Here is a 16,931-nt window from a genome sequence, read left to right on the forward strand (position 1 = left end):
TGGGAGTCGCAGCTGTGCATATCAGTAACCTCTGTGCGTTTCGGCTTGTGGGATCTCGGACTGTCCGGCAACGGGGGCGCTTTCCATATCGCGCAGCATGCCGCCCCAGTCGGTACGCTTTTTCATCGCGTCGACGGTGGCCTTGGGCAACGGCAGGGGCTGGGGCTGCCAGCCGCCGCCCAGGGCCCGGAACAGGGCCACGGCTTGCAGCGCCGTGTTTCCCGCTGCCGCCGCAACGCTGTTTTCTTGCTGGTATTGTGTGGTCTGGGCCGAGACGACCGTGGTAAAATCGGTGCTGCCCGCGTTGTACTGCTCAAGCGCCAGCTTGGTGGAGCGCCCGGCGGCTTCTGCGGCCTGCTGGAGCAGGGTCAGGCGCTGGCGGGAACGGATGAAGGAGCTCATGGCGTCCTCGGCTTCCTGTAATGCCCGCAGCACCGTTTGTTTGTAGGTGACGAGGCTTTGCTGGAAAACGGCGTCCTGCGCGCGCACGGCATTGTACAGCCGTCCGTAGTTGAGGAAGGGCAGCACCAGAGACGGCGAGGCGCTTGCGGTGAAGGCGTTGTGCGAGAAGGTGTCTCCCAGCGTGAAGGCCCCGACGTCGCTTCCCTGGAATCCCAGAAAGCCGCTGATGGAAAACGAAGGGAACAGCGCCGCCTTGTTGATGCCTATACGCGCGCACTGGGCCGCCGCTTCCTGTTCCGCCTGCCGTACATCGGGCCTTCGGCGCAGGAGATCCGCCGGGACGCCTATGGCTATGTCCAGAGGGATAAAGGGCTGGGCGGTGCGTTCCGCCGCGTATGGCATTGCCCCTTGAGGAAGCGTTTTCCCCGCTGTGGGCCCGGAAGACGCCCGCGCTGTTCCGGGAGCCGTTTGAGGCGGCTGCGGCATCCAGTCCGGGGCCAGTTCCGGTATGGGGCCGGGGGGGATGCCGAGCAGCACGCACAGGGCATTGCGGCTGGCGATCAACTGCGCTTCCAACTGCGGGATGTCGGCTTCCGTATTCTTCTGCATGGCGACGGCTTGATCGTAGTCCCGCCCGCTTGAGGCTCCCAAGCGGAACATGGCTTCGGTCAGGCGTACGGATTCCTTCTGCGCCAAGCTGTTGCGTTTTGCGATTTCCAGTTGTTTTTCCGTCGTGCGATAGCTGAAATACTGTTGGGCGACATCGGCGCTGAGGGTTACGAGCGCGAGCTCATAGCCCGCATGGGCGCCTTGCAGGGCGGCTTTGGCGGCTTCGGCGTTGCGCCGGTACTTGCCCCAGATGTCGATTTCCCACGTCGCCTGAAAGCCCAGATTCAGTTGCTGGATGGTGCCGGGCTGCGAGGGCTCGCCCGGTTGGGGCGCATCGGCGGAGCGGCGGCTGGGGTGTTCGGAGCCGTATGTTCCGGTGAGCTCCTGCGTCTGCGGAAAGAAACTGCCTATGGCAACGGCATATTGCGCGCGGTACTGTACGATTTTCAGCAGGGCCGCCTCGATGGTGGGGCTGGAGAGGCGCGCCCGCGTCACAAGCTGGTTCAGGGCGGGGTCATTGAAGCTCTGCCACCATGTAGCCAGGGAAACATCCCCGGCGAGGGGGGGCTGCGGGTCGCCCGCATCCCATTTTTCCGGCATGTTTTGCATATCGGGCCGCTCGAAGTCAGGCCCCACGCTCCATGTGGAGCACCCCGGCGCCCCGATCAGGCATAGCGTCACGATGAGCGATTGGGCTATGCCCGTTTTGAGCCCGTGGGATCGCGTTCGGGAGGAACGGCTGTGGAATGGGGAGGGATTACAGGCCAATGCAGTAGAGAATACGTTGTTCGGCATACGGCATCCTGAATGCAAAAGGATCACGGCAAGGCTTCAAGCAATGGTGGAGGGATAGGGAGCCCTTTTCCTTATGAATAGCTCGTTTTGGGCGAACTCCCATGATTACTTGAATGATTCTCATGAGGTATGTGGAAGGAACACGTTTTGGGGCGGCAATGCCGCTGGAAGGCATCAACGGGCTGACGCCGTGCGCGAAAAAAGGTGCCGCGCTCTTGGAGCGGGGCACCTTGTGGGGCCGTGTTAACGGAATCCGCCTGATGAGGGCGCTTCTTTTTGTGTTATCGGAGCAGCAGGATTGCCGCCCCGGTACAGGCTATGATGGAGCCGATGATGGAGTTGGGGGCGGGGATGCGGCGTTCCATGATGCCGGTGATGATAAGCAGGGCGATGGGTTGAAGCCCGATGAGCATCGCGGCGACGGCGGCGGGAAGATAGTCGAGGGCGACGCACGAAAGCCAGATGCCCCCGGCGGGGCCGAAAAGGCAGCCGAGCGGGAAGAGCTTGAGGATGCCGGGGTTGGCCTTGAGGTTCCCGAACGCCGGACGGATGGCTCCGAAGGCAAGCCCGACCGCCCAGATGCCCACTGTGGAAATCGCGTTGCGGTAGAAAGCCAGCGGCAGCGCGCCGATGCCCTCCTGGAGGGCCTGCTTGGAAAAAACGATGCCGAGCGCGACGAAGACGGCGGCAAGGAGCGAAATGATGACCCCTTTGTTGCGCTGCCTGTTGGATACCGGGGGATTATGGGCGTCCCGCTGTTCGGAGAGGATCACGAGGATCACCCCGCATGTCGCCACGAACATTCCGAGCCAGCCTTGCAGCCCTATATATTCGTTCAGATAGATGGAGCCGAAGAGGGCGGTGAAGCACGAGGACAGCGATTGGCATACCTGCGCCGGGCGCAGGCCGATGGTCAGCGCGCCCGCGTATTGGCAGGCGTCGCCTATGATGATCCCGAACACCCCGGATGCCGCCGCCAGCCAAAACAAATGCAGCGACGGAAGCCACAAGTCGCCCGTAATCAGGCAAAAGATGCCGAGCACCACGCTTGCCAGCGGCTGCCGGATGAGCATGACCGCCGGTATCCCCACCACCCTTGAGGCCGTCGTATGGACGACGCACCCAAGGGCCCATGAAAAGGCCGTCGCTATAGCCAGAAAAACGCCGAACCCGGACATACGACCCATCCCTCCTGAAGTTCTCGCCCTGCGTAGCACGCCTGTTGCCGCATGTCATCATCTTGTCAGGCCGTGTCGTCGTTTAATATATAATTATTTGAAATTATTGAAACAATATTTTATAATTTGAAAAATAATTTAAAAATTTCAATAGATTATATCTAATTAACGGCACGGCCTAGAGCGGCATCCGGGAAAGGAAAGTGGTTCAGCCCGGAAAGCGGAACGTGCCCCGATCCATTTTTGCGGCGTCCAGAACCCTCTCTTGCCCATGAAGATAAAAGACTTTTTTCATTCGCATCTGGTGGGGAAAGCTGCATGTCTGGAGAGTGCCCCGCTGTGAATGAAGGGGGGAAGGCGCTTTTGCGGAAGCTGGAAACGGGGGAAAACAGGGCCGGGCGTTCCCGCCTGGCAAAGGGCCCGGCGGGTCGGCGGATTGAGTACAGGAAATGCAGGCGGCTGTTTTCCACTCAGATTCACGTCCGGGCTGATGCCGCTCCCGCTGTTCTCTCCATTCGGGAATGGAGGAAGGGAAAATGGAGGAAGGGAATCGGGCTAGGCAGGATTTGCAGAGGGACAGGATTGGGCAGGGACGTCGCCTCGCCGTACTTCCTGATAAACGTGAAGATCGGCAAGGTGATCGATCCGGGGCGGTTCCGCAGAACCATGTACGGCATTACCCCCAATAGGGGGTACGCGGATTTTCCGGTGGGGCGGCATCGGCCCCTTGAAATCGGGGGCTCACTCAAGAACCAGATAAGATGCGGTGCCATCCTCCAAAGCGGAAAAAATTTGATCTGTCTGAGAAGTATGCAGCATCACAGGCATTTTCTCGTCCAGATGAAAAGGCCCGCCCTCCTCACCGTTTCCCCCGGAGGGGCAGGAGCGTAGGCCATTCAGTTTCGGCCGGGTCCAGAGTTCTCTCTCTCTCTCTCTCTCTCTCTCTCTCTCTCTCTCTCTCTCTCTGCGGTTGGCGCGGGGATGCCGTGATCCTCGTGCTCGGAAAGCCACGGGACAAGCTGGCCGCCGGGCAAGGGCCGGGCATAATAGAAGCCCTGTATGCTTGTTGCCCCAATTTCTGAAATGATTTTCGACTGTTCTTGGTTTTCAACACCTTCAGCGACGATCGCCATGTTGAAGTGGCGGGCAATGTCGATGACGGCCTTGCATACCTGCCGGTTGCTTTCGGACGTTTCGAGGTTCTTGATGAACGAACGGTCGAGCTTGAGGGTACTGATGGGGAGATGGGTCAGATAGCTCAGGCTGGAGTAGCCCGTGCCGAAGTCATCAAGCGCAAAGCGGATGCCTTTATCCCGCAGTTGCTGCATGACGCTCTTCACCTGCTCAAAGGAATTGATGAGCACGCTCTCGGTGATTTCAAACTCAAGCTGCTGCGGGTTGATGCCGTGATACTGGATGATTTCCACAACCCTGCTGACGAAATTGGTCTGGAGAAGCTGGATGGCGGAAATGTTTACGGCGACTTGGAAAGGGAACCCCGCAACACTTGCCATATTGAGAAGCTGGCGGCAGACGGTGTCGAGCACAAGGTAGCCGACATCCACGATGAGGCCGGTCTCTTCGGCCACAGGGATGAATTCGGAGGGGGAAATAAAATTGCCCGCAGCGTCCCGCAGGCGCAGCAAGGCCTCGGCTTTGCGGAACAGGCCCGTGCTGATCTCGAAAACCGGCTGGAAATGCACCTCAAAATCGCCGTTCGCCAGCGCGGATCGGATGAGGATTTGGAGCAGCTTCTTGCGGGAGAGGCGCTGATCGAGTTCCTTGTTGAACTGGTAGATGCCGCGGCCTTCCTTGCGGGCTTCGGCAAGGGCGAGCTCGGCGTGGGTGATGAGGGTGCTCGGATTGGTGCCGTCTTGCGGCGAAACGCTGATCCCGGCGTCGATGTTGCAGGTGTACTCAAGATCCTCAATGGTGAGCACGCGTATGAAAGAGGCCCTGACGGACTGGGCAAGGCGTTCGGCCTGCGGGCCGTCAGCGCCGGGAAGCAGGACAAGGAAATCGTCCCCACCGGAACGGTAGAGGCTGCCTTCAGGCACAAAACGGGCAATGGACAGGCTCACGTCCTTGAGCAGGAGATCGCCTTTGGCGTGGCCGAAGGTTTCGTTGAACAGCTTGAAATCGCTGATGTCGAACAAGACGACGGCACAGTGCTTGCCCTCGCGCAGCATGTGCTGGAGGTTCCTGAGCGCGGCCTGCCGGTTGGGGATGTCGAGCAGGGAATCGTGGTAAGCCATGTGCTCAAGCCTGCGGGCGTGGAGCATGCGCTCGGTGATGTCGATGCCGCTGACGAGGTAGACCATCTCATCGTTGAGCCAACGGATTTTTTTATGGCGAAGCTGGAGATAAATCTGTTGGCCGTCCTTTTCGATGAGGCAGTCCTGACCTTTGAGGATGGCGCAGTCGATGCAGGGCTTGTCGAAACGGAAAAAGGAACGGTAGCAGGATGAACCGGGTATGCATTCAGGCCGGATGCTGCGGATCTGGCGGTTGGCGAACAGCACCTCATGGCGGAGCGGGTGGACGACGAAGAGGTAGGCGTCCACGTTATCCATGATGGTCTGGAGGGCTTTGCGTATCTGCTCTTTTTCGCGGCGGCGCTCCTCTTCAATGAATTCGGCGTCGATCCGAAAACGGTCGGCGGCCTGCTTGTCATAGAAGTTCACCCCTGAACGCTGGCTGCATGCCTGAGCAGCGCGGTCAATGAGGCCGGAAAACGTGAGGGCGTCGTACGGCGCGACGGCGATGCCGATGGAAAATTCCACGGAATCGGGCTCCCCGTCGAAAGCGCAGGCGGCGCCAAGCGCCCGCTGAAGGCTGCGGGTAAGGTCGGTCACTTCGCGGAGGGACTCGTATTGATCGGCAAAAAGGATAAACGAACCGGCGCGGCAGTGGATGGGCACATCGTTCTCGCGGGCGAGGCTGCGGAGGATGGCCCCCGCGTGCTGAAGGAAAAGGTTTTTCCAGCGGCTGCCGTGGCGCTGTTCGATTTCGCTGAGGTTGCGGAAATCCACGAGAATGAGGGCCTGTAAGTTGAGGCCGGTGAGAAGTTTTTTTTCAATAATGGCTTGCCCGGCTTCGAGCGTGTACAACCCTGTCAAGGACGAAATTTGTGCGGGCTGGAGCGGCGGGAGATCCCGTGCGGCCTTGGGGGTGACGTCCTTTAGCGCGCCGATGATCCTGTCTTCGCCGGCCCGGCCGCGCAAGACGGTCATGCGGGCCTCGGCCTGCCGCCATGTGCCGTCGTTGTGGCGTATCCGTACGGAAAGGCAGTCGCAGCCAGCCAGCTTGCCTATGGCTTCCATATGTTCATGGACGATGGCGAGGTCGCTGGGGTGAAGCAGGCAGATGAGATCCTCCGCACTCCTGAAGTGATGGCGCGGGTGGCCGAGGAAGCGCTCCACGCCATCGGAAACGGCGAAGCCGCCCCCGGATACGGAACGTTCCCAAATGATGTCGGATACGGCGGGGTCGCGGGGGAGGATGCCCGTAGAAGAGGCGGGCGGGAGGTTGGAGGCGTCCCTAAAGCCGCCGATGAGATACAGGGGCGTCCCGCTGCCGTCGCGCAGGCTGCGGGCGTAGGCATCCACGGGAATCCAGCTCCCGTCACAGCCGAGGCTGCGGATCCGGCGTGAAAAGGTATCCTGCCCCCCGGAATGGAGCGAATCAATGTCGGAACGGAATAAAGGCCGATCGTCAGGGTGGATCGTTTCGTAGGCTTCTTCAGCCGGGAGGCATTCGTTGGCGCAGGCAAAACGGGAATCACCGGAAAAAATACAATCGGCACCCGGAGCACAGGCCTGTTCCCAGACGATTTCGGCTGAGGTATCTCCAATAACCTTATGGAGATTAAGAGAAGATGCGGCTCGCTGCCGGGCCGGAACCCGCACTTGGGAAGCGGCTGCGGCCTTAGAAGCCTCATCCGAAGGGGAGGCGCAAGTCGGTTGATTCTGAGCTTGCCTTGCCATTAAACGTCCTTAACAGGTGCATCTCTTCACGCCAGACAGAAATTAACATGCTCCGCTCTAAAGAGCAAATACAGAATAGATTGTATGTTATATTCATGTATTGGCGGTACGCCTTGAGCGCGGCACGTCACGCCTGTCCGGTGAGGGGGACAGGCGTCTTCGGGGCATTGTTGAGGCGAAGGAGGGAGAGGTCAGGTTCGGCCGCACTCCTTGGGGATGTACGTTGATCATTTGGTAGGGGTTCGGTAGAGTTCTGTGGTCACATCATTTCTCAACCGCCCACGCCCTTTATTAACCATTTTTGAATTATTGTCAATCAAAAATGGAATTTTCCGGCCGGATCCGGCAACGACGATCCGATTGCGCCCTGCCGGAGGAAAGCAAAGGGGCTGCGGGCTTTGGATGCACGTTGCCTATGGAATCATTGCAGGAACGGCTGAAGGCCGTACGGGGCGCCATGACACAGAGCGAATTCGCCACACGTCTGCGGACGCCGCTCACCACGCTTGGGAGGTACGAACGCGGCACCAATATGCCAGATTTGGAGTTTATCATCAACGTATGCTCCGTTTTTGATATATCTCCCGGCTGGCTGCTGTTCGGGCGCGGCGCGATGCGCGAACGGCATAAAGAGCTCTCTTCAGGATGCGACTGCCGCCAGTGCCCACTGTTGTTGAAGGACTTGGATGAGGAACGCGCCGAGCGCCGGGAGCTTTCCGCTGAAAACCGCCAGCTCTATGCTGAAAACCGCAGGCTGTTGCAGGAAAACGGACGCTTGCGCGAGGAACTGGCCCGGCTCCGCCCCTGATCCCGCCCTAAAGCGGGGCGTGGACGGTGCCCCCTACAAGATGGCGGCGGGTTGGGCCGTTTGTTTTTCAACCGCACCTTATGGACTGCGGAGTTTCCTCAGCGGAACTCCGCTCTTGGTGCTGGCGGACAACGGAAACTCTCTGTTTTCCATCCCCCTGCGGGGGGATGGCCACTGGCGACGTGGTTGAGCTTATGCGTTTCCATCCCCTTACGGGGGAAGGCTCCCCGGAGAAACGGACGGCCAGATCATGGCCGTCTTCCGTATGGTTGCAGCAGGGACATCGCTCACGGCGTATGGAAAAAGGCTGTACCGTAAGAGGACGCTTGATGCTTTATTTCCTGAAATCACAGAGGAATAACTGATAAAATGCCCTGGGCACGTCGTCCATCGGCAGGCGTGCGGCCTATTCCTAATGTGTTCAATAATATGTCCCAATCATGGAGCCCATCGCCGGAAAAACTGGAGAAAATATCAGTATTTTCCATCCCGTGGAGATAAAACAACCACATGCCATGACAGGGGCATGGAAAAGGCGTGACCAAGCAGATTCGATCTCTTCGCCGTTTTTTTGATGGGCGAGGCTGGCTATAGCCGCTCCCTCCTGTGGCCCCGGCGGTCAAGAAATCGCTGGGTTCCGTGTTCCCATAGCCTTGATGCTGTAGGGGCGTGACTTTGCGGGGTTAGGGACACCCAGACGGCCCAGCCGGGGGCGATGGCGCTGTTCCCGGAAGGTCATACGTTTCAAAGAAGAAGGCTGTGCCATAGAGGACGCTTGATGCTTTATTTCCTGAAATCACAAAGGAATAACTGCTAAAATGCCCTAGGCACGGCATCCATTGGCAGGTGTGCGGCGTATTCCTGATACGTTCAATAATATGCCCCAATCGTGGAATCTATCGCCGGAAAAACTGGAGAAAAAGTATATTTTCAGCATATTGTGGAGATAAAGCAACCATATGCTATGGCGGATCCAAAAAGAAAGGAGCCGGTGCCTGTCCTGATGCGGCTGTAGGCGGCATGGAAAAGGAGCGGCTGGCAGGGGCACCGCGTTAAACCTGATTGCCCGCGGCAAACGCTCAGGAATCCCGAACCCATTCCACTCCGTTGGGAGGGAAAACGGAAGGGCCGGAAGGCGGGCGCGGCGGGCCTGCCCTTGCTCCACATTCCTTTTCGGGCGGATCGGCAGGGTCAGAGCGGGAACAGCATCCTGACCAGAAGCCCCCCTTCCGGGCGGTTCATGAGCAGCACCCTGCCTCCGCTCGCCTCCACGAGATTGCGCACGATGGACAGCCCAAGCCCATGCCCGCCTGTTTTCCGGTTGCGCGACGTCTCCAGACGCACGTAGGGTTCCAATACGAACTCAAGCTTTTCTTCGGGGATGCCCGGCCCGTTGTCCCGGAAATCGATATACAGCCACTCCCGGCCTTCGGAGTCCCTTTCGTGATGGATCTCAATGTCGGCGCAGTCCCCATAGCGCAGCGCGTTGTCCACGACATTTTCAAAGGCGCTCCGCAAACGGCTCCAGCTTTGGAGCACGGCGGCCGTGTTCCCGCGCAGCGTTACCCGCTCCCCGATGCCCTGCCTGTCTTCTACCAGGGCTTCCAACAGCGGCATCACCGCAATCGGCTGCCGGATGTCTTCAATGCTCCGCGCGCTCCGCAAAAACGTAACCGTGCGGTTCAGCGTATCGGTCAAATCGTCCACGTCGGCGCACAGCTTTTCCCGCAGATCGTCCTGCGCCACCTGTTCGAGCCGCAGCCGCAGCCGGGTCAGCGGGGTACGCAGATCGTGCGAAAACGACGTCAGGAAGCGTTCCCGTTCCTCGAATGATCGTTGAATGCTCGAAAACATCCTGTTGAATGCGGAAGCGGCCTCGCGTACTTCCACAGGCCCGGAATCCGTCCGTAGCGGCGAGATCTTCTGCGTCCTGCCGAAACGGTCTGTTGCCGCCACCAGCTTGCGCAAGGGCCGCAGCAGCCAGTTCAGCGCCAAGGCCACCCCGCCCATGACCAGCAGGAATTCCATCGCCAGCGCCGCCGTATTCAGCCACAGCCGGTTCCGCGGCATGAGTTCTGTCTGGTGCTTGGCGTAAATCCAGATCCCGTCGGGCCTGCGCAGGGCGATTTCGGCCTGTGCATAGCGGTGCGTCAAAAACATTTCGAGATCGCCGTATTTCTCTTCACTGCTCATGGCGGTGATCGGTGCATGCGACACCACGATCCGGGTCAGGAGATCCGTGTACCGGATGTTTTCCTGCTTGAACGCCTGTTCAAGGCGCTTCCGCAGGCTCCGCGAGAACTTCGAGCCGTCCTGCGGCACGTCCGGCGGCAAATACGAGACCCGGATCGAGAATACGTCGTCATTCGGATTGAACAGCCCGTTGCGCTCGGCAACCGCAGGCAGTTTGTCCAGCAGGCGGATATGGGTAAGGAAGAGGCGGCTTTCGTTTGAAGCCACTATGCGGAGCAGGGCCTGATTGCGCCAGTAGTTGGCTATGGGCTGGATAAGCAGCCAAAACAGAGCAAGGCTGATCACGTTGATCAGGAAGAAGCGTCCGAAGGAAGTCTTCGGAAGCAGGCGGTCAAGATTCATGCGCCGTGCTCCACATCAACGGAAAGCATATACCCGCCGCCGCGTACTGTCTTGATGATTTTGGACGTGCCCGTATCCTTGAGCACCCCGCGCAGGCGGCTCACCTGTATGTCGACGCTGCGATCGAATACGTCGGCGTCGCGCCCCTGCGTCTGCAGCAGCAGGTACTCGCGGCTCAATACGGCGAACGGCTCGTCAAGGAACACGAGTAGCAGCCGATACATCGCGTCGCTGAGGGCAATCCGCTCGTCGCCCTGCGAGAGCTCGCGGGAACGGACGTTGAGGGTCCATCCGGCGAAACGGCGTATGTCGGACTGCGCCGGGGCCTGCCCTTTGTCGGAAGCACGGCGGAGGACGGTTCGGATGCGGGCGAGCAGTTCGCGGGGATCGAACGGTTTGACCACATAGTCGTCCGCGCCGAGCTCAAGCCCGACGACCCGATCCGTGGAGCTGTCCAACGCCGTCAGAAAAATGACCGGGATCGACGAAGCCGCCCGAAGGCGGCGGCACAGGCTGAGGCCGTCTTCTCCGGGCAGCATGATGTCGAGGATAATGAGATCGAAGCGGGCATGATCGAGCTTCTCGAAAAGCCCCGCGCCGTCCGCCGCGGTTTCGACGGCCATGTCGTAACGGGCAAGGTAGGCGGAGAGCAGCTCGCGGATGTCGGCATCGTCGTCAACGACGAGAAGGCGTGTTTGTTCTGGCACGGATCACCTCCCATCCCGCCGGGCCTTCCGGCCCGCCAACGGCGGCCCTGTCGCCGGATGGCCCCGTCCGGGGCGATCCGAGCATGCTCCATTTGCTGGTAAAAGAAAAGGTTCCCTTTGGGCGGAACCGGGGGCGCGGCGGCTTCCCGAAAACGGGCGCCCCGCGTCCCCCTTGAGGAGGCCCGTTACGGCCGAAGGGATGCGGGGCTTTCCCGGCGGGCGGCTTTCCCCGCCGGAAAGGGCTATCGGCAGATGCCGCAGTTCATGGGATCGTGTCCGGGCTTGTCGGGATGCTTCGATACGTCGGCCCCCATGCCTTCCCAGTCGAGGATGCCGGGCCGTTTCCCGGTCTGCGGATCGGGCGCGAGCTTGTCGGTATCGCTGCTGGTATTGATGATGGAGCCGGGACGCGTGTAGGATTGGCTGTCCAGGGAGGGCATTTCAGCGAAGGAAACGGTGGAAATTCCCATTCCGAGGACGAGGGCCCCGGCGACGATCAAAGAAGTATGCTTCAACATGGTAGTTGCTCCTTTAGGGCTCGTTGCCCTGTGAAAGCGAAACTACCCGTAAAGTGTTTCATAAGGATGTGCCGAATGCAGCGGAATGTAACAAAGTGTATCGGGATTGCCGGAAAAGCCGCACCCCATGGGGAACGGGCGGCTTCCGCCCGATGTGGCAGGCTGCCCCAATGCCGTGCCTGATCAGGCAAAAAAAGCCGGCGGGGGCAAAACGCCGCCCGCCGGCCTTTTGGATGTTCCGCTATCCCATCCTGCCGATGAGGTTTTCCAGATAGCGGGATTTGAGCTGCGCCACGGCGAGCGCCCTTGGTGCGCCGGGAAGCTTCATGATCGCCCCGATGACCGCCGCCATGATCCGATGGTTGCCCATCGCGTCGTTGTCTTCGAGAAGTTCCTTGATCATCCCCCGCTCGGCGGCCATGGCGACCACGCGGTTTACGGTATTGAGGGGGGTAATGGCGCGTTCGGGCCGGGCTTCGAGCATAAGCTGGCCGAAGGCACAGGAACGCACGCACACGCCGCATCCGATGCAGCGATCGGGATCGACGAAAGCGAAGCGTTTGCCCGCCGGGCCGTCTTCCATATGGATGGCATTGACCGGACAGATTTTTTCACACTTGCCGCACCCCCGGCAGCCGTTCCCGGCGCGGGCGATGAAGTTGGAATGGATGGTTCGGGCGATGGCGAAGCGCTTGACCGCCAGCAACGCCTCACAGCAGCACCCGCAGCAGTTGCAGATGAAGTTCACGCCTTCACGGGTGTTCTCGCCAAACTGGACGAGGTTGTGCCCCTGCGCCACGGCGAGCAGATCAAGGCATTCGGCGGCGTCCACCTGCCGGGCGTGGCCGTATTTGATGAGCGATCGGGCCGAGGTGTTGAATGTCATGCAGATATCCATCGGGGCGTCGCACGCCCGCCCAAGGTGCTGCATTTTATGGCGGCAGTAGCACATGCTGATGCCGATGTGCGAGGCTGTCTTGATGATGTGCGAAGCGCGCTCATAGTCGAGGACTTCCAGCTTGCCGTCCTGCGGGAGCGCGGCTTCCTGTACGAAGATGCGCCCAAGCGGGGTTCCGTTCTCGACGAACAGCGCCTTGACGAAATCCTCTTCGACGTTGAGATATTGGTAATACAGTTCCGCCAGCGCTTTCTGGTTGACGTCGCCGCGCACGCGCATCATGGAAAATTCAAAGAACCCGGCCATCGGCGGGGGCAGACAGAACATCTGCCGGCCGTTTTGCTCCATGTCGAGCAGCATGGCCCGCCCCGCGAGGTCTTCCAGCATATTCTGGGCGGTGGCCTTGTCGAGCTTCCAGATAGCGGCGGCGCGGTCTGCGGTGAAGGGTTTGATGGGCAACTGCGCCACCAGCCCGGCTTCCTTTTCGGAAAAGAGGATTTTCAGGATGGCGAAGAGGCTGTCGGAAAGCGGCGCGCCCTGCGGGAACTGGTTCAGCCGATCCGCAAGGCGGTCATACAGGGAATTGGGATAATGATGGGCCATAGCGTACCTCGTGTCATGTCATGCGTAAGGACGTCCATTCCGTGTTCACGCAAAATCGATTTTGGGTCAAGAGTGCTATCCGGTGCGTTTTTCATGTTCCTTTATCAATTTTGGCGTGTTACGCAATGCTGCCTTCTTTCCGCACCGTCACCCGCGCATTGTACCTGTTTTTCGCCGGGACGGTTTCCCGGGTTTCATCCATACGTATCCAACCTTATGCCCACGGTTCCCGCATGTGCCCCACCTCCGTTTCCGCTTCGGCTTCATTCATATGCCGTTCATTTCTATCATACTGTCCTTGTTGGTGAAGAATATTTTGTTCAGCCCTGTTTTCCCTCTGTCCGTTTTGGGGTATACTGTTGCCCGGCGCTCTCTGTGCCATGCAACCGAACAAGGAGTTTACCGTGTTTGTAAAATGGTTTCCCGCTCTGGCCGTCCTCGGCGTCCTGTGCGCGTACCCGGCCCATGCCGCCGAACCGTTGGAAGATGCTTCGGAAGCGCTGGAGAACCTTGACGACCTGGTCAAGTCTGTGGACAGTGTCGGGCATTCGTTTGGGCGCATCGTGCAGCCGCGGCAATACGGATTCCGCTGGGACGGCGGGGGGATCGGCCTGGATTCCGATTCGTCGCGTATGCCGGGGGACTCCCGTTTCCGGGATGGGCGCTGCGACGACGGGCGTGATGATTAGCACGCCTCAGCCTTTTCCGCAGCGAGGCCTTGCCCCGGCGTTTTATGGGCGCCTTTTGCTGCGGGGCTTTCCGTTTGGGACTGCGGGGCCCGCGGTTCCCGCTTTCTGGTCACATTCTGATGATAAGGATTTGTTTTCATGGCTATTGCTCCTCTTATGGGCGTGTGTTCGAGCGCGCTCCAGTATGATATTACCGATGACGGCCGCGTGACCGGCGTCCGTTTCGCGGGCGGCTGTCCCGGCAACCTTGAAGCCGTCTCCCGCCTTGTTGAAGGGCTTCCCGCCGAAGCCGTCATTTCCCGGCTTGAAGGCATCCGGTGCGGCAGCAAGCCCACGTCCTGCCCCGATCAGCTTGCCCGCGCCCTCAAGCGTGAGCTTGCCGCACGCGGAGCGTAACGGAACGGGACGGGAAATCGGGAAACGGGGGAGGGGGGAAGGGAACCTTTAAAAAGGTTCCCTTCCCCCCTCCCCCGAACCCCCTCCCCTCATCCCTCTAAACTTTTCCTCTTTATTGAATCCCTCATGGTGTTTTTCCCTTGCTTTCCCGTATTGGGGCAGGGTGGGGCATTGGGGGTTGGCGCACCATTAAGGGGATATGAGGAATGAGGGATATGAGGAAAGCCGTTTTGAAGGGCAGCAAGAGAGGCCGCCCGATCCAAGGGATCGGGCGGCCTCTCTTGGTTTGTGGGCTTCAGCCTGTTGTGGATACGAAGTGTCCGAAGCAAGAAAATACCCGCTATGCGGGTGGTTTTAATTTTTGGGAAGGCTGTGTTATAGAAAACGGTTGATGCTTTTTTCCTTGAAACTCCAAAGGGATAACTGGAAAAATGCCTTAGCCGTGGATCCCGCCAAGGGGAAAACTGGAAAATAGCTCTATTTTTCACCGCACTGTGGAGATGAAACAACCACATACTATAACAGAGCCTTTGGGAAAGGTTTCCCCTTCTATCACCACATTTCCGTTCGTGTAGGGAGCACGGCGGGGCTTTCCTTTCCCTGTTTTTTGTGTCTTAGGCAGTTGCTTTTGTGCGTTATCCGTTTGGAGGCCCCGTTTCGTGTTGGTGTGTGAAGAACAGGGATGGTGCGGATATGGAAGGCAGCTCCCGGAACATGCGGATGTTTTTTACTTGGCTCTGTCATGGCGTGGTTGTTTCATCTTCACAACATGATGAAAATACGGCCTTTTCATCCAGTTTTCCCCTTGGCGGAATCCTTAGCTAAAGCATTTGGCTGGTTATTCTGGTTGGCTGTGTTTAAGTTTGTGGCTGATACAAGATTCCAACTGGAAAGGAAGAGTTCTTTGGAAATTATTTGGAGGTCTCGCAACAATTCTTCAAAACTGGATTTCATGTAATGAACAAAAAATGAGAGAGGCCCATATCACCAGACGTGGAACGATCTTTTATCTATTGATTTTCATTGAAAAAATCATCAACCGTAAGATTGAACACAGCCTTCTGGTTATTCCTTTGGGACTCCAAGGGAAAAAGCATCAACCATTTTCAGCGTGCCGGAATGTTTTTCCATTCCCCCAGCGCGGGGTCCTCTGAATTTTTCCCCCGCCGCATTACCGTTTCGATTCCATTCCCCGCAGCGCGGGTTCTTCGCCGGGGAAAACCTGCGTGGACGGGTTTATGGCCTTGCGGGAGTCGGCGCGTCGGGAATCATCAGGGGAAAACCCGCGCGGACGGGGCTATGGTAGCCTTTTACTTCAGCAGCCCGATTTCGCGATAGTATTTTTCAGCGCCGGGATGGAGGGGGATGCCGGAAAGATCGCTGACGGCCATTTCCTTGGTGACGGTTTTTATGACGGCGTGGGCCTTACCGAGAGAATCAAGGTTTTCCCAGAAGGTTTTGGCAAGATCATACACCACATCGTCGGGCATGGAGGCATCGGTGAGGAGGAGCATTTTGACGGCCGTGGTCTGGACGGGTTCGGCCTGTCCATCATAGGTGCCCGCCGGGATGGTGAATTTGGAGTACCAAGGATACTTCGCCTGTATCTTGGCGATCAGTTCGTCGTCCATGCCCACGAGCTTGCCGTCGGCGGTGGAGCACATTTCCGTGACGGCGGCGGTGGGCATCCCGGCCATGATCCATACGCCGTCAAGCTGTTTGTTGCGCATCAGGTCGATGGATTCGGTGAAGCCCACGAAATGGGCTTTGATCTCGTCAGGATACTTAAGCCCCGCTTCGGTGAAGTGGATGCGGGATTCCACTTCGGTCGTACCGCCCGCCGCCCCCGGCGCGAAACTTTTGCCCTTGAAGTCCGCCAGCGAAGCTACGCCGCTGTCGGCGCGGGCTACGACCTGGTTCGGGTTGTAGTACAGCCCCGCCAGCACGCGGACATCCTTATAGGCACGGCCCTTGAACCCGCGCTCGCCGTTGAGCGCCTCGTAGGTAATGCTCGATACGGCGAACGAAACCTGCGCGTTCCCGGCTTTGAGCAGGTTGAGGTTCTGAATGCCGCCGTTGGAGGCCTGCACCCGCGCATTCACATAGCCGAGCTTGGTATTCCACAAATTGGCGATACCCGCGCCGAGGGGATACAGTGCCCCGGTCGTCGCCGCCGTGGGAAAGCTGATGTTGACCTTTTTCCGTTCCGCAGCCTGAAGGGGCGAGGCCAGTATGCACGCGCACGCCGCCGCAGCCAAAAGCATGGACCATTTTTTCATGACGTTCTCCTCGTTTTATATGTTGCATTCGTTGCCGGAATATCCGTAAAGATTCTGCTCCTCTCCGCATGAAGGCTTCCGCGCCGCCGGGCTTTTTCACTCATTTTCCCGTCCCCGCCGATACCTTCATCCGGCAGGCTTTCCGTTCCGGCTTCCCCATGAGGCGACAGGGACTTCCTCCGTGCCGCCTCTCCACCAGCCTTTTACATGCTGCATTCGTTGCCGGAATATCCGCAAAGCTCCGACTCCTCTCCGCATGGAGGGTTCCGCACCGCCGGGCTTTTTCCCTCATTTTTCCGTCCCCGCCGATACCTTTATCCGGCAGGCTTTCCGTTCCGGCTTCCCCATGAAGCGACAGGGACTTCCTTCGTGCCGCCTCTTCACCAGTCTTTTACATGCTGCATTCGTTGCCGGAATATCCGCAAAGCTCCGGCTCCTCTCCGCATGGAGGGTTCCGCGCCGCCGGGC

The 16,931-nt window shown here is 59.0% G+C and carries 13 protein-coding genes; 5 read left to right on the plus strand and 8 right to left on the minus strand.

What is annotated here, in order from left to right:
- Positions 1 to 21: 21 nt before the first annotated feature.
- Both ACZM8Y_RS11980 and ACZM8Y_RS11985 read right to left on the minus strand, forming a co-directional pair.
- Positions 22 to 1,806 carry a TolC family protein gene (locus tag ACZM8Y_RS11980; RefSeq protein WP_482332907.1) on the minus strand — a complete coding sequence of 595 codons (1,785 nt, stop codon included), beginning with the start codon at positions 1,804 to 1,806 and terminating at the stop codon, positions 22 to 24.
- A gap of 281 nt (positions 1,807 to 2,087) precedes the next feature.
- On the minus strand, positions 2,088 to 2,984 hold the full coding sequence (locus tag ACZM8Y_RS11985; protein ID WP_479860047.1) for a DMT family transporter: 897 nt from the start codon (positions 2,982 to 2,984) through the stop codon (positions 2,088 to 2,090).
- A 582-nt stretch (positions 2,985 to 3,566) separates the two neighbouring features.
- Here ACZM8Y_RS11985 and ACZM8Y_RS11990 point away from each other — a divergent pair.
- Positions 3,567 to 3,875, plus strand: a complete 309-nt coding sequence (locus ACZM8Y_RS11990; protein ID WP_482332909.1) for a hypothetical protein — start codon at positions 3,567 to 3,569, stop codon at positions 3,873 to 3,875.
- Positions 3,876 to 3,880: 5 nt separating this feature from the next.
- On the opposite strand, the gene ACZM8Y_RS11995 is transcribed toward ACZM8Y_RS11990, so the two are convergent.
- A complete protein-coding gene (locus tag ACZM8Y_RS11995) occupies positions 3,881 to 6,970 on the minus strand; it encodes an EAL domain-containing protein (protein ID WP_482332911.1) in 3,090 nt (1,029 codons plus the stop codon).
- Positions 6,971 to 7,385: 415 nt separating this feature from the next.
- Here ACZM8Y_RS11995 and ACZM8Y_RS12000 point away from each other — a divergent pair, with 415 nt between their 5' ends.
- Positions 7,386 to 7,778, plus strand: a complete 393-nt coding sequence (locus ACZM8Y_RS12000; RefSeq protein ID WP_479860128.1) for a helix-turn-helix domain-containing protein — start codon at positions 7,386 to 7,388, stop codon at positions 7,776 to 7,778.
- 1,191 nt (positions 7,779 to 8,969) lie between these two features.
- Here ACZM8Y_RS12000 and ACZM8Y_RS12005 read toward each other — a convergent pair.
- From ACZM8Y_RS12005 to ACZM8Y_RS12020, 4 genes are all read right to left on the minus strand, one after another.
- A complete protein-coding gene (locus ACZM8Y_RS12005) occupies positions 8,970 to 10,373 on the minus strand; it encodes an ATP-binding protein (RefSeq protein WP_337431273.1) in 1,404 nt (467 codons plus the stop codon).
- On the minus strand, positions 10,370 to 11,080 hold the full coding sequence (locus ACZM8Y_RS12010; RefSeq protein ID WP_482332916.1) for a response regulator: 711 nt from the start codon (positions 11,078 to 11,080) through the stop codon (positions 10,370 to 10,372). The genes ACZM8Y_RS12005 and ACZM8Y_RS12010 overlap by 4 nt, the downstream gene beginning before the upstream one ends.
- Before the next feature lie 242 nt (positions 11,081 to 11,322).
- A complete protein-coding gene (locus tag ACZM8Y_RS12015) occupies positions 11,323 to 11,598 on the minus strand; it encodes a histone (RefSeq protein WP_308772087.1) in 276 nt (91 codons plus the stop codon).
- Between the two features lie 241 nt (positions 11,599 to 11,839).
- Positions 11,840 to 13,099 (minus strand): 4Fe-4S dicluster domain-containing protein, encoded by a 1,260-nt coding sequence (locus ACZM8Y_RS12020; RefSeq protein ID WP_482332924.1) that lies wholly within the window; start codon positions 13,097 to 13,099, stop codon positions 11,840 to 11,842.
- 404 nt (positions 13,100 to 13,503) lie between these two features.
- Here ACZM8Y_RS12020 and ACZM8Y_RS12025 point away from each other — a divergent pair, with 404 nt between their 5' ends.
- The 3 genes from ACZM8Y_RS12025 to ACZM8Y_RS12035 all read left to right on the plus strand — a co-directional run bounded on the left by ACZM8Y_RS12025 (position 13,504) and on the right by ACZM8Y_RS12035 (position 15,338).
- Positions 13,504 to 13,788 (plus strand): hypothetical protein, encoded by a 285-nt coding sequence (locus tag ACZM8Y_RS12025; RefSeq protein WP_482332927.1) that lies wholly within the window; start codon positions 13,504 to 13,506, stop codon positions 13,786 to 13,788.
- Positions 13,789 to 13,926: 138 nt separating this feature from the next.
- Positions 13,927 to 14,184 (plus strand): TIGR03905 family TSCPD domain-containing protein, encoded by a 258-nt coding sequence (locus ACZM8Y_RS12030; protein WP_302554372.1) that lies wholly within the window; start codon positions 13,927 to 13,929, stop codon positions 14,182 to 14,184.
- Between the two features lie 830 nt (positions 14,185 to 15,014).
- Positions 15,015 to 15,338 carry a hypothetical protein gene (locus ACZM8Y_RS12035; RefSeq protein WP_487480291.1) on the plus strand — a complete coding sequence of 108 codons (324 nt, stop codon included), beginning with the start codon at positions 15,015 to 15,017 and terminating at the stop codon, positions 15,336 to 15,338.
- A 156-nt stretch (positions 15,339 to 15,494) separates the two neighbouring features.
- Here ACZM8Y_RS12035 and ACZM8Y_RS12040 read toward each other — a convergent pair whose 3' ends face one another.
- On the minus strand, positions 15,495 to 16,463 hold the full coding sequence (locus ACZM8Y_RS12040) for a TAXI family TRAP transporter solute-binding subunit (RefSeq protein WP_487480290.1): 969 nt from the start codon (positions 16,461 to 16,463) through the stop codon (positions 15,495 to 15,497).
- Positions 16,464 to 16,931 lie beyond the last annotated feature (468 nt).

The sequence above is a fragment of the Bilophila sp. genome (assembly GCF_057864385.1).

Bases quoted from the DNA above. Each gene is read 5' to 3' on its own strand.
- ACZM8Y_RS12005 (WP_337431273.1), bottom strand. From the start codon at position 10,373: ATGAATCTTGACCGCCTGCTTCCGAAGACTTCCTTCGGACGCTTCTTC.
- ACZM8Y_RS12030 (WP_302554372.1), top strand. From the start codon at position 13,927: ATGGCTATTGCTCCTCTTATGGGCGTGTGTTCGAGCGCGCTCCAGTAT.
- ACZM8Y_RS12020 (WP_482332924.1), bottom strand. From the start codon at position 13,099: ATGGCCCATCATTATCCCAATTCCCTGTATGACCGCCTTGCGGATCGG.
- ACZM8Y_RS11980 (WP_482332907.1), bottom strand. From the start codon at position 1,806: ATGCCGAACAACGTATTCTCTACTGCATTGGCCTGTAATCCCTCCCCA.
- ACZM8Y_RS12000 (WP_479860128.1), top strand. From the start codon at position 7,386: ATGGAATCATTGCAGGAACGGCTGAAGGCCGTACGGGGCGCCATGACA.
- ACZM8Y_RS12015 (WP_308772087.1), bottom strand. From the start codon at position 11,598: ATGTTGAAGCATACTTCTTTGATCGTCGCCGGGGCCCTCGTCCTCGGA.
- ACZM8Y_RS11985 (WP_479860047.1), bottom strand. From the start codon at position 2,984: ATGTCCGGGTTCGGCGTTTTTCTGGCTATAGCGACGGCCTTTTCATGG.
- ACZM8Y_RS12040 (WP_487480290.1), bottom strand. From the start codon at position 16,463: ATGAAAAAATGGTCCATGCTTTTGGCTGCGGCGGCGTGCGCGTGCATA.
- ACZM8Y_RS11995 (WP_482332911.1), bottom strand. From the start codon at position 6,970: ATGGCAAGGCAAGCTCAGAATCAACCGACTTGCGCCTCCCCTTCGGAT.